Here is a 23383-nt window from a genome sequence, read left to right as displayed (position 1 = left end):
CCTCGGGAAAGTTTCATGATCGCCCTGCGTTCCGTCCTCTTCAACACGATCTTCTACGCCAACCTCATCATCCGGATGATCGTTCTCTCGCCATACTATTTCCTGGCGCCGCGCCTGACCGCCTATGCGATCCCGAAGAATTGGGCACGCTCCAACCACTGGCTGATGCGGGTGATCGTCGGCACCACCTTCGAGATCGAAGGCCTGGAGAACCTCCCGGACGGCAGCTACATCCTGGCGCCGAAGCACCAGTCCTTCTGGGATACCTATGCGCTGCTGCCCTGGCTGAAGGACCCGGTCTACATCCTGAAGCGCGAGCTGATGTGGATTCCGCTGTTCGGCTGGTATGCGAAGAAGCAGCGGGTGATCCCGGTTGATCGCGGCGCCCGTGGCAAGGTGATGGTGGAGGTGTTGAAGCGCACGAAACAGGAGCTTTCGACCGGCCGCCAGCTGATCATCTATCCTGAGGGCACCCGTCGCCCGCCGGGCGCCGAGCCGGTCTATAAGTATGGCATCGCCCGCATGTACCGTGATCTCGCCATCCCCGTAGTGCCGATCGTCATGCATCCCGGTCTCTTCTGGCCGCGGCGCAGCATTCGTCGTTATCCCGGCCATTTCAAGGTGAGGATCCTGCCGCCGATCATGCCGGGAATGGATCCGGACGCGTTTTTCGCCCATCTGATCGAGGTGTCGGAGCGGGCAAGCGACACGCTTCTGCTCGAAACTGTCGAGGCAAATCCGCATCTGCCGCTGCCGCCGACGGCGGTCGAAAGGCTGGCCGAGCTGCGCAGGCTCAAGACGGCGACCGCCTGAAGCATGTCGCGCAAACTGCGCAACGGTTTTTGCGATAATAATCGCGACGCGCGTGAGGATCAAGCGGCGCGCAGCCGCTCCACTTCGTCGACGACCTGCTCCAGCCAATGGTCGCGAATGCCCATCTGCTTCAGATGCATCGCGGTGTTGAAGACATAGGCATCATTCGGGCCTGACTGACCCTTGGCCTGGCTCACCACCCTCGCCGCCTCAAATGCGTCGAGCGTACCGGCATATTGCTCATGGTCGCGATCAGCAATGTAGGTGACCGCCTCCACCCTGCAGCCTCCCGCAAGCTGCAGCCGCACTCGGCGCTCCAGGTAGACATTGGTAACCAGTTCGCGGGCGCGGAGATAATCGATCACCTCATCCCATTTTTCCGGGGAAATGCGGAAAGCCATGCCGCGGCAGGCGCCGCCTCTGTCGAGGCCGAGAACCAGGCCCGGACTGTCGCGCGTACCGCGATGGACAAAGGAACGGACGCAGAGCGAACGCCTGTAGCCGTAGATCAGAGCCTCTGCCCGCTCCATGAACTCGAAGCCCGGATTCCACATCAGCGAACCGTAGCCAAATACCCAAATTTCGTCCATATCGCACGCCAGACCGGAATCACATTTGCGATTCACCATTGGAGAACATCATGGCAGCGTCAAGCCAATCCGGTAGCAGCCAATCCAGCAGCAGCAAGAAATTCTGGTTGCTGGGTGGCGGCGTCCTCCTGGTGATCGCGCTTTATACCGGCGGCTGGTTCTATGCGGCATCGACGCTGAAGACCACGGTGCTGAAGGCGATCGCGCCGCGCGACCAGGCAGGCGTCAGCGCCGAATGCTCCGATATCGAATTCCGCGGCTATCCTTTCCGTATCGGCCTGTTCTGCTCCAAGATCGATGTCGACGACCATGTCAACGGCGTCTCGGCCACCTTCGGCGCGTTGCGTTCGGCAGCGCAGGTCTACGCGCCCGGCAATATCGTCTGGGAGCTCGATTCGCCGGCCGCCATCCGCACCAGCAATGGCCTTTCGATCTCGGCCCAATGGGCAAACCTGCAAGCGAGCCTGGCGACGAGGTTGCGGGGCATTAACCGCAGCTCAACGGTCATCGAGGGCCTGAAGGCGACGGCGGTTTCCTCCTACACCGGCCAGACCATCAGCTTCGATGCCGCTCGCACCGAAATTCATCTGCGCCAGAACGGTGCCGATCTCGACGGCGCGATCTCCGTGCAGGATGCCAACACCGCGATCAAGGACTGGCCGCAAATCTTCCCGAAGCTGTCGGCCAGTATCGATCTGACCGTCGCCGGTAAAGCCGGCCTGATCGACGGCAGTGATCCGAGCGGCCTCAACGGTGCCGCCGGTGAGCTGCGCCGCATCGTCGCCGACATCGGCGACGGCAAAGTGATGACGCTGACCGGCCCCTTTTCCTTCGACGAGCAGGGTCTGCTCTCCGGAAAATTCAAGCTGGAAATCGAACAGCTCGGCCCCTGGGGCGACAGCCTGAAACAGGCCTTTCCGGATATCGCCTCGACCGTCAAAACGGCGACCAAGCTCTTGAAATCGCTTGCCGGCGGCAAAGACAAAGTCTCCGTCGATCTTGTCGTCGATCACGGCAACGCCACCGTCAGCGGCTTCATCCCGCTCGGCCGGATACCGCCGATCTGACCTATGGCGCCTCTCAGCTTATCCGCTTGACGAAGAAGACCTCCGCCACCGACTGCAACCCAGGCAGCTCGATCGCGCCGGTTTCGGTAAATCCGTTGCGGCGATGCCAGTCCTGAGGTCGGCTTTCGTCGCATTCGCTCGAGGTCATCAGCACGCGGGCGCCGTCGCCGCGCATCGCCCCTTCCCAGGCAACAAACAGCGCCGTTCCGACGCCTGAACGGCGGTGGCCGGGAAGGACGCGGATCATCTCCATGTAGGGAATTCTGCCCCAGAAGCGGGAGAAGCGCAGGAAACCGACGATCTCGCCGACTTTCCTGGCAACGAGATATTCGCCAAGCGCCACGCATCGCGACACCCAGGCTTCACCAGCGCTGGCATCCTCGCGAACGAGCCAATCGATATCCGCCTGGCTGGCGCGCGCCACCTCAACCATCGCGGATGGCTACTTCTTGTTATCCAGCGCGTGGCGGCCGAAATCAGGCGCGTCGACATCCTGGCCGGCCTGGACGATCGAGCGGCGGATGGCGCGCGTGCGGGTGAAAAGTTCGAAGATCTTGTCGCCCTCGCCCCAGCGGATCGCGCGCTGCAGAGAGGCGAGGTCCTCCGAGAAGCGCGCCAGCATTTCGAGGATCGCATCACGATTGTGCAGGCAGACGTCGCGCCACATCGTCGGGTCGGAAGCCGCAAGTCGGGTGAAATCGCGAAAGCCCGAGGCGGAGTATTTGATGACTTCCGACTCGGTCACCGTCTCCAGATCGTCGGCGGTGCCGACGATGTTGTAGGCGATGATATGCGGCAGGTGCGAGACGATCGCCAGCACCTTGTCGTGATGCTCCGCATCCATTTCGTCGACCTTCGAACCAAGCGTTTCCCAGAAGCTGCGCAGACGCTTCAGCGCCGTCTCGTCGGTACCGGCGACCGGCGTGAAGATGCACCAACGGCCTTCGAAGAGGCCCGGGAAACCGGCATCGGGGCCGGATTTTTCGGTGCCGGCCAGTGGATGGCCGGGGATGAAATGCACATTATCAGGCATATGCGGCAGCATCTGCGCGATGACCGAGGCCTTGGTGGAGCCGACATCGGTGACAACAGCCCCGGACTTCAGGCTAGCCGCTATCTCCTTCGCCACGCTTTCCGAAGCGCCGACCGGCACCGAGACGATTACCAGATCGGCATCCCTGACGGCATCGGCCGAAGACGTCGTGTAGCGGTCGCCGAGACCGAGCTCCTCGGCACGCTTCAGCGTATCGGCGCTACGCGTCGCGACGACGATCTCCCGTGCAAGACCAAGCCGCCTGATGTCGTAGGCGAGTGAAGAGCCGATCAGGCCGATACCGATCAGCGCGATACGATCGAACTGGACGTTCATGCCTTGCGTCCCATGAATTCGGTGAGCGCGGCGATGACGCCACGGTTGGCCTCTTCGGGGCCGATGCTCATCCGGAGCGCATTGGCAAAGCCATAGCTGCGCACGGCGCGCAGGATGTAGCCGCGGCTCGTCAGGAGATCGTCGGCATCGGCGGCGCGCTTGCCGTCGATCTCGGGGAAATGAATGAGGACGAAATTGGCGACGGACGGCGTCACCTTCAGGCCGATCGCTTCGAGCGCCTGGGTCAGCGTCTCCACCCACATCTGGTTGAAGGAGACGGCCTGCTGGATGAAGGCCTGGTCGCGGATCGCCGCGGCACCGGCGGCGATTGCCGGCGCGTTCAAATTGAAAGGCCCGCGCACGCGGTTCACAGCGTCGACGATCTCGGCCGGCGCATACATCCAGCCGACCCGCAGCGCCGCCAGTCCGTAGGCCTTCGAGAAGGTGCGGGTCATCACCACGTTGGCATTGGAAGACACGACCTCGATGCCGGCTTCATAATCGTTGCGGCGCACATATTCGGCATAGGCGGCATCGAGCACCAGCACGACATGCTTCGGTAGCCCGGCCTGCAGGCGGCGGATCTCGCTGACTGGGACATAAGTGCCGGTTGGATTGCCGGGATTGGCGATGAAAACGATCTTGGTCTTTTCCGTCACCGCGGCAAGGATCGCATCGACATCGACGGTGTGATCTTTTTCCCTGACGACGACAGGCGTGGCGCCGGCGCCCTGGATCTGGATCTTGTAGACCAGGAAGCCGTGCTCGGTGATGATGCCCTCGTCGCCGGCGCCGAGATAGACATGGCAGAGCAGGCCGAGCAGTTCGTCGGAACCGTTGCCGCAGAGAATGTTTGCCGGGTTGAGGCCGTGCACGGCAGCGATCGCCTCGCGCAATTCAACCGCCTGCCCGTCGGGGTAACGCTCCAGATTGTCGGCAACCGCCTTGAACGCATCGATCGCCTTCGGACTGGCGCCGAGTGGCGTTTCGTTGGACGAAAGCTTGTAGACGCGGGCAACACCCGGTGCATGTTCCTTGCCCGGCACATAGGATGCGATATCGAGAATACCGGGACGCGGAACAGGCTTGCTCATCTCAACGCTCATGGATCGACCTTGGAACTGCCGGAAATTACCAGTCGCATTAAAGCGGAATGCGGTTCTTGTCGAGAGCCGGGCGGCGTCACCGGCTGCGTGTGGTCGGCACGCCATGGGGTGCCAGAACCGGCACGAAGACGCGGCGGGAGGCTCGCGCCGCAACCGGCAGCCCCTGATAGAGCCGCTTCTGCGCCTCGACGATGATGACGCCTGAGAAAGCCGGCCACAACGTCCGCCCGATCCGCTCGAAGGCGCGGCGAAGGCGCAGGATGGTCCTGAGCTTCGAGGGCGGGAAGAACAGCGCTTCGGCCGTCGCGCCCGGGGTGAAATTCGTTTCGCGCAGCAGATGCGTCAGCTGACCGCGGGAATAGGGCCGGCCCGAGCCGAACGGCGTGTGTTCCATCCGCGCCCAGACGCCGCGTCGGTTCGGCACGACGATGACAAGCCGTCCGCCTGGCGCCAGCACCCGCCAGAGTTCCTTCAGCGTCTCGCGCGGGCTTTCGGCGAATTCCAGCGAATGCACCATCAGCACCCGGTCGATCGAGGAATCCGGCAGCGGCAGTTCCTCGTCGAAAATCAGCGCCGTCGACGAGAGCGATCCCATCGGCCAGTTCACCGCGCCCTGCCCGGCCGGCATGAAGGCGAAGGTGCGCTCGGTATCGGCCTGGAAGCGGTCGAGGAAGGGCACGGCATAGCCGAGACCGACCAGACGCTCCTGCGGCAGCCGCACCCAGAGCGAAGACAGCGCCATGGCGATCGACTGCTCGGCAAGGCGCCCAAGCTCGGAGTGGTAGAACTGGCGTAGGTCGACGATATCGGCGTGCATTGCGATAAATGTTATCAGCGGGCGGTTGGACTTCAAGGCCGGAACCTCTACATTTCCGCGAGACTCGCATGACAAGGGATTATTGAACGATGAAACCTTTGGAATTAGACGTTTTTCTCTGCCGCACCGACAATTTCGGCGTTCTCGTCCACGATCCGGAGACAGGCTTTACCGCGGCGATCGACGCGCCGGAAGAGGCGCCGATCCTGCAGGCGGCGACGCGCCGCGGCTGGAAAATCACCCATATCTTCACCACCCATCATCACACCGACCATGTCACCGGCAACCTGGCGCTGAAGGAGCAGTTCGGCTGCGAGATCATCGGCCCGATCAACGAGGCGATCGCCATTCCCGGCCTCGACCGGACGATGGCCGATGGCGACAGCTTCCTTTTCGGCGATCACACGGTCAACGTCATCGAGACGCCCGGCCACACCGCCGGCCATATCTGCTATCACTTCGTCGACGACAAGCTGCTCTTTGCCGCCGATACGCTGTTTGCGCTCGGCTGCGGCCGGCTGTTCGAACGCCCGGCCGCCGACATGTGGCATTCGCTGCAAAAACTGGCCGTGCTGCCCGATGAGACCGCCGTCTATTTCGGCCACGAATACACCCTGTCCAATGCCCGCTTCGCACTGACGGTCGATCCCGACAACGAACGCCTGAAGAGCCGCGCCGCCGAGATCGAGGCCTTGCGCGCCGACGGCAAATTCACCATCCCGACGACGCTGGGGCTGGAAAAGGAGACCAACCCGTTCCTGCGCGCCGCCGATCCGGCGATCCGCCGCAATCTGCTGATGGAAGGCAAGACCAACGAGGAAGTCTTTGCCGAGATCCGCAAGCGCAAGGACAATTTCTGATGTCTCCCGAAGACATCATCCGCGAACTCGCCATGCAGCCGCATCCGGAAGGCGGCTGGTACGCTGAGACGTTCCGCGATACGGCGGGCGGAGAACGCGGCCACTCGACGGCGATCTATTATCTCCTGATCAGAGGACAGCGCTCGCACTGGCATCGCGTCCATGATGCGGTGGAGGTCTGGCATTATTACGCCGGCGCGCCGCTCTCGCTGCATCGCTCTGAAGATGGAACGGCAAGCGAGGCCCTGACGCTTGGAACCGACCTGGCGGCCGGCGAGCGGCCGCAGGTGATCATTCCGGCCAATTGGTGGCAGTCGGCCGAAAGCCTCGGCGATTTCACCCTGGTCGGCTGCACTGTCTCACCGGGCTTTACGTTTTCGAGCTTCGAGATGGCGCCATCAGGCTGGACGCCCGGCGGCTGAACTCATTCCGCCGCAACCGGCGGCTGGATCTTGCGACGAAACATGTCCTGGGCGGCCAGCACCGCCCCGCCGGTGACGAGCAGGCAGGCGAGCGCGATGCGCCAGCCCGGCTCGGCAAATCCGAACAGCGTCAGGATCAGCGTCGAAAGCAGCGGTGCGGCATAACTCGCCGCGCCGAGGATCTGGATATCGCCGTTCTTGACGCCGTAGTCCCAGGCGTAAAAGGCAGCCCCCACCGGCAAGAGCCCGAGCCCGGCGACGGCGAGCCATTCGAAACCCGTTGCCGGCCAGACCGTCGTCTCCAGGCCGAGATGGCAGAACAGCGACAGGATCGAGGTCGCAAGGCAGAAGCCGGTGACGACATCGGTGGAGACGGCGTCGAAACGCCGGGTCAGTAGCGAGTAACCGGACCAGGTGAAGGCGCAGAGAAAAGCGGCCGTGTAACCGACGGCATAGGCGCCGTTAAAATCGATGCCGTTGCGGCCGACGATCAGGAAGGTGCCGCACAGCCCGGCAAGCGCACCGGCCACATGATACCAGCGCAGCCGTTCGCCCGGCAGCAGCGCCGAGCCGACGACGATCAGCAGCGGCCAGAGATAGGCGATCAGCCCCGCCTCCACCGCCGGCGCGTTTCTGAGCGCGGTGAAATAAAGGAAATGATAGCCGAACAGCCCCGAAATACCGGTCACCCAGACCTTGGCCGGCTGCTTCAGCAGCGCCAGCCGTGACGGGTTGAGGGCAAGCACGGCGAGGCCGGGAATGCTGCCGATCGCAAAGCAGACGGCCGAAAGCTGGAACGGCGGCATCTTCCCGGAGGCGGCCGTCAACAGCGCCAGGAACGACCACATCAAAATGGCGGTAAAACCGATCAACGTCGCGCGAAGCTTCACCCATCCCCCTTTGACAGAGAATGATCTCCGTCAGCTGCTGCCGTATTTGACGGCAGTGATCGTCACCATTCCATATTCGGTCGGAATGCGCACGTAGACGGGAGCGTATACATTTGCCGCGTCCGACTTGGCAAACCAGATTTCCATCCGGTCGCTCTTGCTGAGATAGACGATGTCCTTGCGGCCCTTCTTGTAGCCCGAGCGTGGCACGAAGCGCACGCTGCAGACGGTCGCCTTGCCCTTGAAGCCGTTGGTCGAGAAATCCTCGTCGCCCTTCGGCGACAGCACCAGATCCATGCGCGTCTCGCCGTCGAAGATCGGCAGCGTCTGCGAGCAGACCTTGGTGTCGCCGGTGAAGATCAGGCCGGAGATCGGATCGAGCACCGAGCGCATGTCGCGCGGCGTCACGTCGATCCAGTTCTTCGGACGCTTCGGCGGCGGTGTCGTCGTCGCCGAGACGATGTTGCCGTCGCGGTAGCTGACCTCGTAGACCCGGGCCTTCTTGCCGCTCTTGTAGTAGAGCGAATATTTCGACGCCTGCAACTTGTCGTCGCGCACGACGCCGGTGACACTTGTTTTGGCCGAAATCGTCGTGACCAGATCGGCAAGCCCGGCGGAGTTGATGCTGCCGGCGATCTTGTAGCTATGATCGTCCTCGATCTGCGTCAGGAACGCGGCGCGGGCGATCGGCAGGCCGGCAAGCGTCACCCGGTATTCCGTCCGATGCTGGATTTCGGCCGCCGCTGCCGGTATGGCAAGCAGCGCGGCGATCGCCGAAATGAAAATCCGTCTGCTCGAATGAGCCATGAATCAAGCCTTGTCTTGCCGCGCGCTGGCAGCCTTCGCTCAGCGCTCTATACTCCTGCCGCGAAGGGAAGAAAACAGCAGCTTTTTGACAGAATTGCGGGAAAGGCCAAGGTTTGGCTTGACGCGCGCAGCCTGCCTGACTATAGAACCGCAACTTTCCAATCATGCCCGTTGGATTGCGCGCCTGGTTTTGACCGGGATGGCAATTCGATGGCCCGACAAAAACAAGAATAGGTGTTCCATGTCCCGCGTGTGCGAATTGACCGGCAAGGCCGTCCTGACTGGTAACAATGTCAGCCATGCCAACAACAAGACCAAGCGCCGGTTCCTGCCGAACCTGTGCCAGGTCACGCTGATTTCCGACGCCCTCAACCAGCGTTATCGTCTTCGTGTTTCGGCTGCTGCTCTTCGCTCCGTCGAGCATCGTGGCGGCCTCGATGCCTTCCTGCTGAAGGCCAACGAAACCGAACTGTCGATGCGCGCGCGCCTGCTGCGTCGTCAGATCGTCAAGAAGACCGCCGAAGCAGCTGTTGCTGTTGCTGCGTAAGCTTCTGCCCTTCTTTCATACGGCTTTAAAGGCTTGAACGGATGATACCGGACAAGCCTTTTGCTTTGCCGGATCGTCGCTCCAACTGGTGGCATCACCCAGGATAAAAAAATGCCGAAGACCCGCTATACCATCGCCTATGTCGCGCTGATGACACTCGTCGTCGTCGCTTCCAACTTCCTCGTCCAGTTTCCGCTGAACGCCGAAGTCGCCGGCATCAACCTTGCCGACATCCTGACCTGGGGCGCCTTCTCCTATCCGATCGCCTTCCTGATCACCGATCTGACCAACCGCCAGTTCGGCCCGCAGGCAGCCCGCAAGGTCGTCCTTGCCGGATTCGTCGTCGGCGTGACGCTCTCCTTCTTCACGTCGGCGCCGCGCATCGCCATCGCCTCCGGCTCGGCCTATCTCGCCGGCCAGCTGCTCGATATCGCCGTCTTCAACCGCCTTCGCCGCCAGGCCTGGTGGCGCGCGCCGCTCGTCGGCTCGCTGATCGGCTCGGCGCTGGATACGGTGATGTTCTTCTCGCTGTCCTTCGCCGCGTTTTTCGTCTTCCTCGGCCCGAACGAGCCCTTCGCGCTGGAAGCAGCCCCCGTCCTCGGCGTCTTCGCCACCGAGGCTCCGCGCTGGATTTCCTGGGCGATCGGCGATTTCGCCGTCAAGATGATCGTCGGCCTCGTCATGCTCTTGCCCTACGGCGCGCTGATGAACGTGCTGCGGCCGATGCAGGCAGCCCGCGCCAGATAAAGCGCGTCGCGATCCTTCAAATTCGCTCTTGGCGCTTTAGCCCATTGTTTTTACGCATGTCGTTGCGGCAAAAGCGCTTCGCGCTTCGCGCTTTGAAAACCGCTGCACACTTTTGCGCGACATGCTTTCATTTAACTCATGGACGCCGCCGGACCGCACCGGCGGCGATGGCCGGATGCAGAAGGACCTCTGCAGCCAGCTCGTCGATACCAAGCGACGAACCGAGCCGCAACACCGGCGCCGTCTGCGTTTCCAGCCATTGCTCATGCGCCGCAAGGCTGCGGCGTTCGGGACCGGCTGTGTCGTAACTTGCCGCCCATTCCAGGAATTGCCCGCTTTTTACTTCCATGTCGCCGCCGGGCCCAATCCTGTTTCCATATCGGGCCACCTCCCGCGCGCGGATGCGCGCCATACGAAGCTCCGGCTCGATCCTGAGGAACACGATCAGATCGTAGAGCGGCTCCAGCGGGGTGCCCCACTTCAGCGCCGATCCGGAAAGAACCCAGCCACCAGGCCGTCGCGTCTCCTCAAGCAGCAGCCGAATGCGCTCACCGGCATCCCTCGGCGTCGTGAACGGCGGATCGGTTGGCAGCCAAAAGAAATCGTCTGTATCGAGATGGGCGATATCGAGCCTTACGGCCAACGCACCGCCGAGCGATGTCGTGCCGGAACCGGACGCACCCATGACGTGGATATGCACTATGATGTCCTCCAAAGGCTGCCGACCGATGCTGCGGCATGACCGCCGACGCGTATGACGTCAGTCTGACGCTTTGTGTGCGGTCTGTTCGGTCAGCCGGAATTCCAGCATTAGATTGCGCTGTAGGATCGAATGATTGTCGTCCGACACCAGGACGATATGGGTGGTACCGTCGGCGGCCTGGAACGTGTCCAGCCCTTCCATATTGTCGATCTGAGAATTGAAATTGCCTTCGAGCAGCAATTCGCCGTCGACGACGGCGCCGGGCCTGATATCGCCGCCCTTGATGCGCCGAATCCGCATGCCGATGCCTTCGGCCATATTGAAGCGACGTTCCAGCAGCAGCAGGTCGCCGTTCGGCAGGAAGGCGCCGTCGGTGATGTCGAAGCTGCCGTCCCGCGCCACCGAGAAACGCCCTTTCAGCGGGCCGTTCAGAATAGCCGCGACCCGGTTGCCGTCGCTATCGAGACCGCGTTCGGAGACGATAACAACGCCGCCCTTGAGCGGGCTCGATGCCGGCGCCACGGCAATGGTCTCGATGCCGCGGTTGTCGCTCAGCATCTTCCGCGGGATGAGGATGGGCAGAGTGGCGATCGCGCCGGAATCGGCAAAACCCGGATCGGGATAGATATCGACGCGGTGATCCTGCTCGAAGGAGACCAGGATCCTGTTACCATCGAGCGCCAGGCCCTCGGCATCCATATGCCCCTTGCCCTCGAAGCTGCGCCCGGCGATGTTCTTCATCGGGGTGATCTCGACATTGGAGAGACCGGAAAGCCTGCCCTTGAGGTCGCGCTCGATGCTGCCCGTCAGCCATTGACCGGTATCGAGCACGACGACGAAATGTTGCTGGTCCGGCCGGAAGCGGATGGCGGAAAGCGAGCCGAACAGGGCTCGGCTGGAAACCATCTCCAGTCCGCCGAGAAATTCCAGCGACCCGAAGTTCGTCTGCGAAGAGCCGATCCTGAAATCAGAGATTTGCCGGCTAATGACCGGCACGTCGCGCGCCGATGCGGGGCACGCGCCAGCGGCGATGCAGAGGGCAATCGACACTGCGCGGTAAAGGCGCTTACCAGCCATGCTTCCTTCCAGCCGGTCAACCGGCACGGCGTATCCGGCTGCCACGCGACGGGGCGGATTGATCTTCGAACAGCGAGGCAAGCTGCTCGGTCATCGCGCCGGCAAGCTCGTCGGCATCGACGATCGTCACGGCGCGGCGATAGTAACGTGTCACATCGTGACCGATGCCGATCGCCAGCAGTTCGACAGGCGAGCGCGTCTCGATCTGCTCGATGACGGCGCGCAGGTGCCGCTCGAGATAATTGCCTGGATTGACCGACAGCGTCGAATCGTCGACCGGCGCCCCGTCCGAAATCATCATCAGGATGCGGCGCTGCTCGCGGCGTGCGAGCAGACGATTATGCGCCCAGATCAGCGCCTCGCCGTCAATATTTTCCTTGAGCAGGCCCTCGCGCATCATCAGCCCGAGATTGGCCCGTGCCCGCCGCCACGGCGCGTCGGCCGATTTGTAGATGATATGGCGCAGGTCGTTGAGGCGACCCGGCGTCTGCGGCTTGCCGCCGGCAAGCCAGCCCTCACGTGCCTGCCCGCCTTTCCAGGCCTTGGTGGTGAAGCCGAGGATCTCGACCTTGACGCCGCAGCGCTCCAGCGTGCGGGCGAGAATATCGGCGCAGGTGGCGGCAACCGTGATCGGCCGGCCGCGCATCGAGCCGGAATTGTCGATGAGCAGGGTGACGACGGTGTCGCGGAACTGCGTGTCGCGCTCCATCTTGAAGGACAGCGCCTGCATCGGATCGATGATGATACGCTGCAGCCGGGCCGGATCGAGATAACCCTCTTCCAGATCGAAATCCCAGGAGCGGTTCTGCTGCGCCATCAGCCGGCGCTGCAGCCGGTTGGCCAGGCGGCCGACCGCGCCCTGCAGATGCGCCAGCTGCTTGTCGAGGAAGGCGCGCAGGCGCTCCAACTCGGCGGCATCGCAGAGTTCCTCGGCGGTGATGATCTCGTCAAACGCTTCGGTAAAGACGTGATAATCGACCTTTTCGTTGAAATCGGCAAAAGGCGTGTTCGGACGGCGGGTCTCGCCCGGCGTTTCCGAATCGTCCTCGCCCTCTTCCATCATGTCGTCGTCGGAAATTTCGGCGCCTTCGGTCTCGCCGTCCTCCATCTGCTCGTCGGCGACTTCACTGTCTTCGACGGGGGCGGCGTCGGTGCCGGCATCCTCGTCGACCTCGTCCTGATCCTGCTCGTCGCCGCTCGGCTGGTCTTCCTGATCCGACTGGTCGTCATTATCGGCGTCGCTGTCGTCGTCGCCGTATTCCTCGGCCATTTCCATGGCCGACAGCATGTTGCGGATGACCTTGGCGAAGGCCTGCTGGTCGTTGATCGCGCTCGACAGATTGTCGAGTTCGGACCCTGCCTTGTCCTCGATGAAGCCGCGCCAGAGGTCGAGCACCTTGCCGGCGGAGGCGGGCGGGCGCTGGCCGGTCAGCTTCTCGCGCACCATCATCGCAACGGCTTCACCGACCGGTGCGTCTTCCTGGCGTTCGATGCCGGTGAAATTCGCCTTGGAATATTTCTCTTCGGTCATGGAGCGCAGGTTCGACGCCATGCCCTCCATGCGCAGCGCGCCGATCGATTCGACGCGCGCCTGCTCGACGACATCGAAGATCGCCCGGGCGTCCGAGCCCTGCGGCGCCATCGTCGAATGCACCTTTTCGTCATGACAGGCGAGACGCAGCGCCATGGAATCGCCAAGCCCGCGGGTGACCGCCAGCTCATGCGCCGTCGGCCGCTTGGAAAGCTCCGGCAGCCGGATGCGCTCGCCGGTCATCCCCGGTCGTTCATTGGCGAAGGTCACCTCGACATCGCCGTCGCCGGCGATCGAGCGCACGCAGCCGGTTATCGCCCGGCGTAATGGCTCGACGTCGACAGGGGCGCCGGGCTTTGCTTTCGAATTGTCACCGCGAGCTGCCATGATCGGTCGGTCTCAGGCTCCGAGAACGATATTGGCGGCACTTTCCTTCAGCTCGACGCCGAAGGCCCGCTGATAATGCTCGGCGACCAGAGGGCGCTCCAGTTCGTCGCACTTGTTGAGGAAGGTGACGCGGAAGGCGAAGGCGAGATCTCCGAAGATCTCGGCATTCTCGGCCCAGGTGATGACGGTACGCGGGCTCATGACCGTGGAGAGATCACCATTCATGAAGGCAGCACGCGTCAGGTCAGCGACGCGGACCATCTTCGAAACGGTGTCGCGGCCTTCCCTGTCCTTGCCGAAGCTCTTCACCTTGGCGGCGACGATATTCACTTCGTGGTCATGCGGCAGGTAGTTCAGCGTCGTCACGATCGACCAGCGGTCCATCTGAGCCTGGTTGATCTGCTGCGTGCCGTGATAGAGGCCGGTGGTATCGCCAAGGCCGATCGTATTGGCGGTCGCAAACAGGCGGAAGGCCGGGTGCGGTCGGATGACGCGGCTCTGGTCGAGCAGCGTCAGGCGGCCGGAGGATTCGAGCACGCGCTGGATGACGAACATCACATCGGGACGGCCGGCATCATATTCGTCGAACACCAGCGCGACATTGTGCTGATAGGCCCAGGGAAGGATGCCGTCCTTGAATTCGGTGACCTGCAGCCCGTCCTTGACGACGATCGCATCCTTGCCGACAAGATCGATACGGCTGACATGGCTGTCGAGGTTGATGCGCACGCAGGGCCAGTTAAGCCGTGCGGCCACCTGCTCGATATGCGAGGACTTGCCCGTGCCGTGATAGCCGGAGATCATCACGCGGCGGTTATGGGCGAAGCCTGCGAGAATGGCGAGCGTCGTGTCGCGGTCGAACAGGTAGTCGGTGTCGAGGTCCGGCACATAGGCGTCGCCCTTGCTGTAGGCGGGAACGCGGATGTCGGAATCGATGCCGAAGGCCTCGCGGACCGAAACGGTGGTATCGGGCAGTTCTGAAATATCAAGTTCGATCTTGCTCATCATGTCTCCAAGGCGGGTGAAGCCACCCGGCCATACTGTCTCAGGCCATGTCGCAACCGTGACGCCGCGATTTTATTCCGCGCTCGTCCAGGTCGGAACGTCGGCGATGCTTCTCCGGGACTGAAACGAAACCTCGGCGGGATAATGACCGCGTGCGAGCATTCTTGAAAGAGTCCCGGACAAGAAACGCCGCGTCCGGAAGGTCGGCGGAGGCGATGTCGGGAAAACGCACAAATATGAGCCGCGTTTGCCTGCGGCCTCAGCCGATTTGGACCATACCCGATTGAAGCCTAAGAGCAAGGACGGGAACTAACAAAAACCGTTCTGCTTCAACAATTGATAGGCCTGGATGACGGCGCGGAAACGCTCTTCCGAGCCGCGGTCGCCGCCATTGGCATCCGGATGGTGCTTCTTGACCAGTTCCTTGTAGCGGCTCTTGATCTCCGCCGACGTCGCATTGGCATTGAGGCCCATCGTATCGAAGGCCTTGCTTTCCAGCGATTTCAGCTTGCGCGCCTGGGGAAAACGCGGCCCGCTGCCCTTGCCGCCTTCCTTGACGAAGCCGAAGGGATCGCGAACGCGTGTATAGGCGCCGGAGCGCACCTCCGAATGCAGCGGACTGTCCTTCGCCGCCTTGTTGACGCCGACGGTCCATGTCGGCCGGTGGCCGGTGATCGCCTCTTTCTGGTAGCGAGCGATCTCGCCGTCCGAAAGACCGGAGAAATAATTATAGCCCTTGTTGTAGTCCTTGACGTGCGCGAAGCAGAACAAAAAGAACTGGCCTTCCGCATTGCGTCCGACAGGAGCGCGATGCACGCCTTTTTTGTCGCAGCCGTCCCACTGACAGGTAGGCGGAGCCTCCTCTGCCTCAGGCTCGCGTTTGCGACTTGTTCGGATGCGATCGAAATATTTGGAATCAAGTGTCATGACGGCGCTAATTATGGGGCTGTCGCGACGCGACAACAAGAATTGACAAATGGGTTTGTTGCTGGCTTGGTGGGAACCTTTTTCGCGAAACAGCAAGATCGGATGATGACCCTGAGAACCCGCATCGAAGAAAAGCTTGTCGAAGCCTTCGCCCCCGAACGCCTGAGCGTCATCGACGAAAGCCATCTGCATGCCGGCCATCAGCCCGATATCACCGGCACCGGCGAAACCCATATGCGGGTGAGGATCGTCTCAGTCAAGTTCGCCGGCATGTCGCGGCTGGCGCGCCACCGGGCGATCACCGACCTGTTGAAACCGGAACTCGATGCCGGCCTGCATGCGCTGGCCGTCGAACCGGCAGCACCTGACGAGCCGACCCGCTGGTAGCGGCACAGCAGCTTATATGGTTACCTGTAACCGCTAAAGCGCGCCGCGATCTTTCAGATCCGCTTCTCGCGCTTTAGGTCTTTGTTTTTACGCATGTCGTTATCGCAAGACCGCGGCACACTTTTGCGCGACATGCTCTAATCCAAGCCGGATCAGGCCGGTTTCGCGCCGTCTTCCCCGGCCGGGCGAATGCGCAGCTTGGTGATGCGGTTCTTCTCCCGCTTCATGACGACGAAACGCTTGCCATAAAAGGTGAAGGCCTGGCGCTCTTCCGGGATGGTCATCGATTCATGGATGACGAGGCCTGCAATCGTCGTCGCCTCCTCGTCGGGCAGGTTCCAGTCGAGCGCGCGGTTGAGGTCGCGGATCGGTACGCCGCCGTCGACGACGACGGAACCGTCGGCCTCCTGGCGCACGCCCTGGATCTCGATATCGTGCTCGTCGGAAATATCGCCGACGATTTCCTCAAGGATATCTTCCAGCGTGACGATGCCCTGCACCTCGCCATATTCGTCGACGACGACGGCGAAATGCTGCTTGCGCCGCAGGAAGGCGTTGAGCTGATCTTCAAGATTGGTGCTGTCGGGCACGAACCACGGCTTCTGCGCGATCTTGACGATATCGAGGTTCTGCGGCTCCATGTTCGGCTCGGCAAGCGCCCGCAACAGGTCCTTGGCGTGCACGACGCCGATGATGTTGTCAATCGTGCCGCGCCACAGAGGCATGCGCGTATAGGGACTTTCGAGAATGGCGCGCACCACCGCTTCCGGCGGATCGTCGGCGTTGATCGCCCGCATCGCCGTGCGGTGGACCATGATATCGGAGAGTTCCAGCTCGCTGAGATCGAGCACGCCGCCGAGACGGTCGCGATCGGCCTTCACCACCGATCCCTCGCGGTGCAAGAGGTCGACGGCGCCGCGCAGTTCCTCATGCGCCGTCAGCATCGACGTCTCCCGCGACAGGTTGATGCCGAACAGCGCAAGGATCCGGCGGACGATCGCGTTGACGAAGGAGGAAAGCGGGCCGACGACGAGGACGAAGAGCCTGGCCGGAGCCGCAATGGCGAGTGCGAAACGGTCGGGTGTCGAAATCGCCCAGCTCTTCGGCAGCACTTCAGCGAAGATGACCAGGATGACGGTCATCGCAAGCGTCGCCAGCGCCACGCCGGAATTGCCGAACAGCCCGAGGAACAGGCTGGTGGCGATCGAGGAGGATAGGATGTTGGCGAGATTGTTGCCGATCAGCAGCGCGCCGATCAGCCGGTCGCGCCGCTCGATCAACTGCCGGACGAGGCCGGCGCGTTCGTCGCCGTTGGCTTCAAGCGTATGGATGCGGCTGCGCGAAACAGCGGTCAGCGCCGTCTCGGAGCCGGAAAAGAAGGCGGACATCAGCACGAGCGCCGTGATCGAAAGGATCTCCGGCCAATATGTTGCAAGAAATGCCAGAGCGCCTTCGACAGTTGTCACGGATGTTTTTCCCGGAGAAAGCTGATCACCTCGGAGGCCGGAACGTCGTCGGCGACGAAAGACTGGCCAATGCCGCGCGTCAAGATGAAGGTGAGCTTGCCGCTCTTGACCTTCTTGTCCTGGGCGATCGCATCCATCAGCGTTTCGGCCGGCGGTAGCTCGCCCGGAATGTCGGACATGCGGGTCGGCAGGCCGACCTCCTTGAGGTGCCGCTCGACGCGCCGCGCATCGTCGGGGCTTGCAAGGTTCATCCGTGCGGAGAATTCGTGTGCCAGCACCATGCCGATCGCAACGCCCTCGCCATGCACGAGGCGGGAGCTGTCATAGGCGGTCGCCGCCTCAAGCGCATGGCCGAAAGTGTGGCCGAGATTGAGCAGCGCCCGCGGGCCGTTCTCGCGCTCGTCGGCAACGACGACATCGGCCTTCGCCTGACAGCTGGCGGCAATCGCCTCGATGCGGGCGGAACCGCCCGTAAAGACTGACGTCCAGTTGGCTTCCAGCCAAGCGAAGAAATCCGGCTTGTCGATCAACCCGTATTTGGCGACCTCGGCGTAACCGGCGCGGAATTCGCGCTCGCTCAGCGAATTCAGCACATCGGTATCGGCCAGAACCAGATCCGGCTGATGAAAGACGCCGATCAGGTTTTTGCCGTGGCGGGAATTGATACCGGTCTTGCCGCCGACGGAGGAATCGACCTGCGACAGCAGCGAGGTCGGCACCTGCACGAAGCGCACGCCGCGGCGTACGATGCCGGCGGCAAATCCAGAAAGGTCGCCGATGACGCCGCCGCCGAGCGCGATGACGCAATCATTACGCTCGACACGGGCTTCGAGCACCTTATCGCAGACAGTCATCAGATGTTCGAAGCTTTTGGTCTTCTCGCCGGCCGGCAGGACGACCTCAGCCGAGGCAATGCCCGCTTCATCAAGACTTGCGACGAGCGCCTTCAAATAGAGCGGAGCGACATTTTCATCAGTGATGATCGCCGCCTTGCGGCCCTTGAGCCGGGAGGCGATCTCGGCGCCGGCCCGTGCGATCAGCCCCGGACCGATCAGGATGTCATAGGCGCGCTCGCCGAGCGGCACATGCACCGTCTGGACGGCGGAGGCGGAGGGTATCGCATTCATGACGCTGCACTTTCATTCTGAGCTTCGATCACGGCCGTCAGCACCTCGTCGGCCATGATTTCCTTGCGCACGTCGCGCGAGAGCACGGTGAGGTCGGCCTGCGCGTAGATCGGGTAGCGCGCATTCATCAGGCCTTCGAGCGTCTGCTTCGGATTTTCGGTCTTGAGCAGCGGCCGCGTATCACGCTTGGCGACCCTGTCCCAGAGCACGTCGAGATCGGCCTTCAGCCAGACGGACAGGCCGCCCTTCTTGATATGCCTGCGCGTCCGGTCGTTGATGAAGGCGCCGCCGCCGGTGGAGACGACCCGTGGCCCGCTCTTCAGCAGCCGTTTCATCACCCGCGTTTCCAGCGCCCGGAACTCCACTTCGCCATAGGCCGCGAATAATTCGGCGATCGTCATGCGTGACACCCGCTCGATTTCGTGATCGCTGTCGATGAAGGGAATCCCGAGCTGGGTGGCGACGATCCGGCCGACCGAGGATTTTCCAGCGCCCATCAGGCCGACAAGGATGAGATTACGTGAACCGAGCGCGGCGCGAGCTCTGTCTTTCAAGCTGTCAGCAACGGTCAGCAGTGGTTCACTCATCGGTCCATTCACACTTTGTTTGCAAACCGTATCGACAAATGCAGCTGGAGCGTCAAGTCGCGGACAAGGGAATCATGGCTTGAATACCGCTTCTTGCACTTGCAGATACGCTTCTTATAACAGAAGCAGAGCATGAAGGAGTTGCCGGATGCCGACCCTGTTCCGTTTTCTGTTCGTCTGCGCGATCCTCGCCGGGACGGTCTACGGAGCGATGTGGGCGCTTGTGACCTTCGTCGAGCCCGAGCCGCGCGACGTGACGATCCGCATTCCGTCCGAGCGGGTCAATCCGCCCGCGACGGGGGCGATCGCTCCGACCAGGAAGTGACCGAAATGGTGGATCTCGGCCGCGTCCATGTGGAATCCTTCCTGGAGATGATGAGCGCCGAGCGCGGCGCGGCCGCCAACACGCTGCAATCCTATGAGCGTGACCTCGAAGATGTCAGTTCCTTCCTGCACGAGCGTCGCATACGGCTCACCGAGGCTGCCTCCGCCGATCTCTCCGCCTATCTTTCCTCGCTTGCCCGAAAGGGTTTCAAACCCTCGTCCCAGGCGCGCCGGCTTGCCGCCATGCGGCAATTCTACAAATTCCTCTACGCCGAGGGCCTGAGAACCGACGACCCCACCGGCATTCTCGACGCGCCGAAGAAAGGCCGTCCGCTGCCGAAGACGATGGGCGTCGACGAGGTCGGCAAGCTGCTTTCACAGGCTGAGGCCGAAGCGGGGGATACGGCGCCGGGCCAGCTGCAGCGCCTGCGCATGCTGGCGCTTCTGGAGCTGCTCTATGCCACTGGCATGCGTGTCAGCGAACTGGTTACGCTTCCCGCCCGTGTGCTCGACCAGGAAGGCCGTTTCCTGATGATCCGCGGCAAGGGCAACAAGGAGCGGCTGGTGCCGCTGTCGCATTCGGCGATATCAGCGCTGAAATCCTACGGGCGCCTGCTGGCGGCGGAAAATGCCGTGGCGAAGCAGCCGCAGGAAAGCCCGTGGCTGTTTCCCGCCGCCTCGAAGGAGGGCTACCTGCCACGCCAGGTTTTCGCCCGCGACCTGAAGAACTTGGCAATCCGCGCCGGGCTGACGCCGTCGCTGATCTCGCCGCATGTCATGCGCCACGCCTTTGCCAGCCACCTGCTAGCCAATGGCGCCGATCTGCGCGTCGTGCAGGAACTCCTCGGCCATTCGGACATTTCGACCACACAGATCTACACGCATGTCCTGGAAGAGAGGCTGCAGCAGCTTGTCCAGACGCATCACCCCCTTGCCAAACAGGCGAAAAAGCACGAATAGGACCGGCGACAAGGGGCGGAGCCAGGAAAACGCCCCGGGCACAAGGAACGGAAACGCACCTCATGCACAATTATCTCGACTTCGAAAAGCCGATCTCCGACCTCGAAGGCAAGATTATCGAGCTGAAGAAGCTCGCCACGGAAGACGAGAGCATCGACACCACCGATGAAATCGGCAGGCTGGAGGTTCGCGTCCGCGAGGCGATCGTCGAAATCTATTCCAAGCTCAATCCCTGGCAGAAGACCCAGGTCGCCCGCCATCCGCAGCGGCCGCATTTCGTCGATTACGCCAAGACGCTGTTCCAGGAATTCACGCCGCTCGCCGGCGACCGCAAATTTTCCGAGGATGCCGCGATCCAGGCGGGCCTCGCCCGCTTTCGCGGCCAGCCCGTCGCCGTCATCGGCCAGGAAAAGGGCAACGACACCAAGAGCCGCCTGAAGCACAATTTCGGCAGCCCGCGGCCGGAAGGTTACCGCAAGGCGATCCGCATCCTCGAAATGGCCGATCGTTTCGGCCTGCCGGTGATTTCGCTGGTGGATACGGCTGGCGCCTATCCCGGCGTCGGAGCCGAAGAGCGCGGCCAGGCCGAGGCGATCGCCCGCTCGACGGAAAAATGTCTCGGCGTCAAGATTCCCCTCGTGTCCATCGTCATCGGCGAAGGCGGCTCGGGCGGCGCGATCGCCATCGCCACCGGCAACAAGGTCTATATGCTCGAGCATTCGATCTACAGCGTCATCTCGCCGGAAGGGGCCGCCTCCATCCTCTGGCGCGATTCGACCCGCGCCCGGGAAGCTGCGACCAACATGAAAATCACTGCCGAGGACCTGAAATCGCTCGGCATCATCGACGGCATCATTTCCGAGCCGCTGGGCGGCGCCCATCGCGATCCCGACAGCGTCATTGCCGCGACCGGCGACATGATCGCCAATGCGCTCGGCGAAATGGCGTCCCGTTCCGGCGAGCAGCTGCGCAACGAGCGACGCCAGAAATTCCTCAATATCGGCCGCAATCTCTAGAACAGGATGATTCTGGGCCCGGTTGGCCTAAAATCTGAATCCTGTTCTAAATTAGAGAGTAGAGCATGATGTCGTCCGAAAACCGCGCACACTTTTCGGCATCATGCTCTAAAACAGCCGGAAATCGCTGAGACTTTTCGGCATCATGTCCGAGACAAGTTCGGCTTTCGCCGATTGGGGCCAAATCTTGGCCACATTGATATTATCTGTAACATTCGCGCTTGCGGGGATGTTCGGGGCACGTCATAGGCTGGTAAGGTTTTATAAAGTATAAGCCGCCTATGATTCCTTCCAATGCCCGAACTCCATAGGCGGACCGGGTCGCTTTATCTTTATGGGCTAGTTTGGATGCGCATACGTCATTTTGCCTATGTTTCCCTCATGGCGCTGGCTCTTGCCGGCTGCAATGATGCGTTGGATACTGCGCAGGTCGATCTCTCCAAGGTCAAGAACAAGGTCGAGCAGCCGCTTCCCGCCCATATCCTCACCGCCATGTCCACCAAGGGCATGGACCGCAATTCGCCGATCATGATCCGCATCTTCAAGGAAGAAGGTGCCATGGAGATCTGGAAGGCGAAGACCGACAACCGTTTCGACAAGATCGCCGATTACAAGATCTGCGCCTGGTCCGGCCGTCTCGGTCCGAAGGTAAAGACCGGCGACCGGCAGGCGCCGGAAGGTTTCTACGACCTGTCGCGCGCCAACCTGAACCCCAACTCGAAATATTATCTGGCGATCAACACCGGCTTCCCGAACCGCTACGACGCGGCGAACGGCCGCAGCGGCTCCGATTTGATGATCCATGGTGCCTGCTCGTCCTCCGGCTGCTATTCGATGACCGACCAGCAGGTGCTTGAAATTTACGCCTTCGCCCGCGACGCCTTCAAGGGCGGCCAGTCGACCGTGCAGCTGCAGGCCTTCCCCTTCCGCATGACAGCGGAAAACATGGTCAAGCATCGCCTCGACTCGAGTTACGACTTCTGGAAGATGCTGAAGGTCGGCTACGACAATTTCGAAGTGACGAAGCGCCCGCCCGAGGTGAACGTCTGCGAGAAGAAATACGTCTTCAACCAGCAGTCAACCGATGGCGGCGCCTTCAATGCCGCCGGCAAATGCCCTGCTATGTCGACGCCGCCGGCGCTGACGGCCGCCCTTGCCGCCTACGGCAAGACCTATGATGCCGACTATGCCAAGGCGATGGGCAAATTCGACGGCATGGCCTGGTACGATCCGTCCGAAGCCGAGCGCAAGGCCGTGGTCGCCAAGACGCGCAGGGGCCGCGAACTCGCTTATGCCCCGACCGGCACCTCGCTGGAAGCCGGCCGCATGGTCAAGGTTGCCGAACTCGAAGACATGATGGCCAAGCGCACCGCGCAGGGCATTGCCACCAAGACCGCACCGGGCGCCACACCACTCGCCGCTGCCCAGCCGCAGCCAATGGCAGTCGCTGCCGCGACCCCCGCGGTCGTCGCGACCCCCGCGGTGGTTCCGGTGCCGGTGCCGAACCCGCTGGCCTATACGGCACCCGAACCGCAGGAAACCGCAGAAGTCGCGGCAAAGAAGCCGTTCTGGAAATTCTGGGCGCGGAACTGAACGGCTTGAACCCCGTTCTCTACGATCTTCGCGGCCTGAAATGCCCCTTCCCCGTGATCAAGACACGCAAGAAGCTTGCCGCCATGGCAAGTGGCACGCTCATTCGCGTCGACACCACCGATCCGCTGGCGGTGATCGACATGCCGCATTTCTGCAACGAGGACGGCCACGAACTGGTCGAGACCGAAAAGACCGAAAACGGCCACCGCTTCCTGATCCGCAAGCGCTAAAGCGCGTCGCATCAAACTTGATTCATGC

27 protein-coding genes are annotated in these 23383 nt (G+C 62.2%); 12 read left to right on the top strand and 15 right to left on the bottom strand.

The window, feature by feature from the left end:
- Positions 1-15: 15 nt before the first annotated feature.
- Complete coding sequence (locus HJB82_RS13515; RefSeq protein ID WP_221140202.1) at positions 16-813, top strand: 1-acyl-sn-glycerol-3-phosphate acyltransferase; 798 nt, start codon at positions 16-18, stop codon at positions 811-813.
- Between the two features lie 59 nt (positions 814-872).
- On the opposite strand, the gene HJB82_RS13510 is transcribed toward HJB82_RS13515, so the two are convergent.
- The gene (locus HJB82_RS13510) at positions 873-1403 is read right to left on the bottom strand and encodes a gamma-glutamylcyclotransferase (protein ID WP_207581997.1); all 531 of its coding nucleotides are present in this window, start codon (positions 1401-1403) and stop codon (positions 873-875) included.
- 50 nt (positions 1404-1453) lie between these two features.
- Here HJB82_RS13510 and HJB82_RS13505 point away from each other — a divergent pair, with 50 nt between their 5' ends.
- Positions 1454-2470, top strand: a complete 1017-nt coding sequence (locus HJB82_RS13505) for a DUF2125 domain-containing protein (protein WP_221140199.1) — start codon at positions 1454-1456, stop codon at positions 2468-2470.
- A gap of 13 nt (positions 2471-2483) precedes the next feature.
- Here HJB82_RS13505 and HJB82_RS13500 read toward each other — a convergent pair whose 3' ends face one another.
- The 4 genes from HJB82_RS13500 to HJB82_RS13485 all read right to left on the bottom strand — a co-directional run bounded on the left by HJB82_RS13500 (position 2484) and on the right by HJB82_RS13485 (position 5798).
- Positions 2484-2903, bottom strand: a complete 420-nt coding sequence (locus tag HJB82_RS13500) for a GNAT family N-acetyltransferase (protein ID WP_221140197.1) — start codon at positions 2901-2903, stop codon at positions 2484-2486.
- A 9-nt stretch (positions 2904-2912) separates the two neighbouring features.
- Positions 2913-3839 carry a prephenate/arogenate dehydrogenase family protein gene (locus HJB82_RS13495; RefSeq protein WP_207582000.1) on the bottom strand — a complete coding sequence of 309 codons (927 nt, stop codon included), beginning with the start codon at positions 3837-3839 and terminating at the stop codon, positions 2913-2915.
- A complete protein-coding gene (gene hisC, locus HJB82_RS13490; protein WP_207582001.1) occupies positions 3836-4933 on the bottom strand; it encodes a histidinol-phosphate transaminase in 1098 nt (365 codons plus the stop codon). Before hisC ends, HJB82_RS13495 begins: the two co-directional genes overlap by 4 nt.
- 88 nt (positions 4934-5021) lie before the next feature.
- Positions 5022-5798: a class I SAM-dependent methyltransferase gene (locus HJB82_RS13485; RefSeq protein ID WP_207582002.1), complete on the bottom strand. Its 777-nt coding sequence runs from the start codon at positions 5796-5798 to the stop codon at positions 5022-5024.
- A gap of 53 nt (positions 5799-5851) precedes the next feature.
- Between HJB82_RS13485 and gloB the strand changes: the two genes are divergently transcribed.
- Both gloB and HJB82_RS13475 read left to right on the top strand, forming a co-directional pair.
- A complete protein-coding gene (gene gloB / locus HJB82_RS13480; protein WP_164007856.1) occupies positions 5852-6622 on the top strand; it encodes a hydroxyacylglutathione hydrolase in 771 nt (256 codons plus the stop codon).
- Complete coding sequence (locus HJB82_RS13475; RefSeq protein WP_207582003.1) at positions 6622-7044, top strand: cupin domain-containing protein; 423 nt, start codon at positions 6622-6624, stop codon at positions 7042-7044. Before gloB ends, HJB82_RS13475 begins: the two co-directional genes overlap by 1 nt.
- Positions 7045-7046: 2 nt before the next feature.
- Here the strand turns inward: HJB82_RS13475 and HJB82_RS13470 are convergent, their stop codons facing one another.
- Together HJB82_RS13470 and HJB82_RS13465 are read right to left on the bottom strand one after the other, a co-directional pair.
- On the bottom strand, positions 7047-7934 hold the full coding sequence (locus HJB82_RS13470) for a DMT family transporter (RefSeq protein WP_221115540.1): 888 nt from the start codon (positions 7932-7934) through the stop codon (positions 7047-7049).
- 30 nt (positions 7935-7964) lie between these two features.
- Positions 7965-8741: a DUF3108 domain-containing protein gene (locus HJB82_RS13465; RefSeq protein WP_207582005.1), complete on the bottom strand. Its 777-nt coding sequence runs from the start codon at positions 8739-8741 to the stop codon at positions 7965-7967.
- A gap of 241 nt (positions 8742-8982) precedes the next feature.
- Here HJB82_RS13465 and rpmB point away from each other — a divergent pair, with 241 nt between their 5' ends.
- Both rpmB and HJB82_RS13455 read left to right on the top strand, forming a co-directional pair.
- Positions 8983-9288 carry a 50S ribosomal protein L28 gene (rpmB, locus tag HJB82_RS13460; protein ID WP_007632672.1) on the top strand — a complete coding sequence of 102 codons (306 nt, stop codon included), beginning with the start codon at positions 8983-8985 and terminating at the stop codon, positions 9286-9288.
- Positions 9289-9399: 111 nt separating this feature from the next.
- Positions 9400-10035: a VUT family protein gene (locus tag HJB82_RS13455; RefSeq protein WP_221115539.1), complete on the top strand. Its 636-nt coding sequence runs from the start codon at positions 9400-9402 to the stop codon at positions 10033-10035.
- Positions 10036-10171: 136 nt separating this feature from the next.
- On the opposite strand, the gene HJB82_RS13450 is transcribed toward HJB82_RS13455, so the two are convergent.
- From HJB82_RS13450 to HJB82_RS13430, 5 genes are all read right to left on the bottom strand, one after another.
- Positions 10172-10738 (bottom strand): adenylate kinase, encoded by a 567-nt coding sequence (locus tag HJB82_RS13450; protein ID WP_221115551.1) that lies wholly within the window; start codon positions 10736-10738, stop codon positions 10172-10174.
- A 57-nt stretch (positions 10739-10795) separates the two neighbouring features.
- On the bottom strand, positions 10796-11815 hold the full coding sequence (locus HJB82_RS13445; RefSeq protein ID WP_221115538.1) for an esterase-like activity of phytase family protein: 1020 nt from the start codon (positions 11813-11815) through the stop codon (positions 10796-10798).
- 16 nt (positions 11816-11831) lie between these two features.
- A complete protein-coding gene (cobT, locus tag HJB82_RS13440; protein ID WP_221115537.1) occupies positions 11832-13733 on the bottom strand; it encodes a cobaltochelatase subunit CobT in 1902 nt (633 codons plus the stop codon).
- Positions 13734-13745: 12 nt separating this feature from the next.
- A complete protein-coding gene (cobS, locus tag HJB82_RS13435) occupies positions 13746-14738 on the bottom strand; it encodes a cobaltochelatase subunit CobS (protein WP_221115536.1) in 993 nt (330 codons plus the stop codon).
- Positions 14739-15047: 309 nt separating this feature from the next.
- The gene (locus HJB82_RS13430) at positions 15048-15665 is read right to left on the bottom strand and encodes a J domain-containing protein (protein WP_221115535.1); all 618 of its coding nucleotides are present in this window, start codon (positions 15663-15665) and stop codon (positions 15048-15050) included.
- Positions 15666-15767: 102 nt separating this feature from the next.
- Here HJB82_RS13430 and HJB82_RS13425 point away from each other — a divergent pair, with 102 nt between their 5' ends.
- Complete coding sequence (locus HJB82_RS13425; protein ID WP_221140195.1) at positions 15768-16052, top strand: BolA family transcriptional regulator; 285 nt, start codon at positions 15768-15770, stop codon at positions 16050-16052.
- 152 nt (positions 16053-16204) lie between these two features.
- On the opposite strand, the gene HJB82_RS13420 is transcribed toward HJB82_RS13425, so the two are convergent.
- The 3 genes from HJB82_RS13420 to HJB82_RS13410 are packed head-to-tail and all read right to left on the bottom strand — an operon-like array spanning position 16205 to position 19232.
- On the bottom strand, positions 16205-17518 hold the full coding sequence (locus HJB82_RS13420) for an HlyC/CorC family transporter (RefSeq protein WP_207582013.1): 1314 nt from the start codon (positions 17516-17518) through the stop codon (positions 16205-16207).
- On the bottom strand, positions 17515-18645 hold the full coding sequence (aroB, locus tag HJB82_RS13415) for a 3-dehydroquinate synthase (protein WP_221140193.1): 1131 nt from the start codon (positions 18643-18645) through the stop codon (positions 17515-17517). Before aroB ends, HJB82_RS13420 begins: the two co-directional genes overlap by 4 nt.
- Positions 18642-19232, bottom strand: a complete 591-nt coding sequence (locus HJB82_RS13410; protein ID WP_207582015.1) for a shikimate kinase — start codon at positions 19230-19232, stop codon at positions 18642-18644. The genes aroB and HJB82_RS13410 overlap by 4 nt, the downstream gene beginning before the upstream one ends.
- Positions 19233-19380: 148 nt before the next feature.
- On the opposite strand from HJB82_RS13410, the gene HJB82_RS13405 reads away from it, so the two are divergent.
- The 5 genes from HJB82_RS13405 (at position 19381) to HJB82_RS13385 (ending at position 23355) form a co-directional block, all read left to right on the top strand.
- Positions 19381-19557 carry a hypothetical protein gene (locus HJB82_RS13405; RefSeq protein ID WP_204330089.1) on the top strand — a complete coding sequence of 59 codons (177 nt, stop codon included), beginning with the start codon at positions 19381-19383 and terminating at the stop codon, positions 19555-19557.
- A 5-nt stretch (positions 19558-19562) separates the two neighbouring features.
- Positions 19563-20516 (top strand): site-specific tyrosine recombinase XerD, encoded by a 954-nt coding sequence (xerD, locus tag HJB82_RS13400; protein WP_207582016.1) that lies wholly within the window; start codon positions 19563-19565, stop codon positions 20514-20516.
- Positions 20517-20578: 62 nt separating this feature from the next.
- Complete coding sequence (locus HJB82_RS13395) at positions 20579-21532, top strand: acetyl-CoA carboxylase carboxyltransferase subunit alpha (RefSeq protein WP_207582017.1); 954 nt, start codon at positions 20579-20581, stop codon at positions 21530-21532.
- 348 nt (positions 21533-21880) lie between these two features.
- Complete coding sequence (locus HJB82_RS13390; protein WP_207582018.1) at positions 21881-23125, top strand: murein L,D-transpeptidase family protein; 1245 nt, start codon at positions 21881-21883, stop codon at positions 23123-23125.
- Between the two features lie 5 nt (positions 23126-23130).
- Positions 23131-23355 (top strand): sulfurtransferase TusA family protein, encoded by a 225-nt coding sequence (locus tag HJB82_RS13385; RefSeq protein WP_018482755.1) that lies wholly within the window; start codon positions 23131-23133, stop codon positions 23353-23355.
- Positions 23356-23383 lie beyond the last annotated feature (28 nt).

It is taken from the genome of Rhizobium sp. NZLR10 (assembly GCF_019685125.1).
Classification (GTDB): domain Bacteria; phylum Pseudomonadota; class Alphaproteobacteria; order Rhizobiales; family Rhizobiaceae; genus Rhizobium.
The sequence above is the reverse complement of the archived record's forward strand: the minus strand, read 5'-3'. Positions and strand labels throughout refer to the sequence as shown.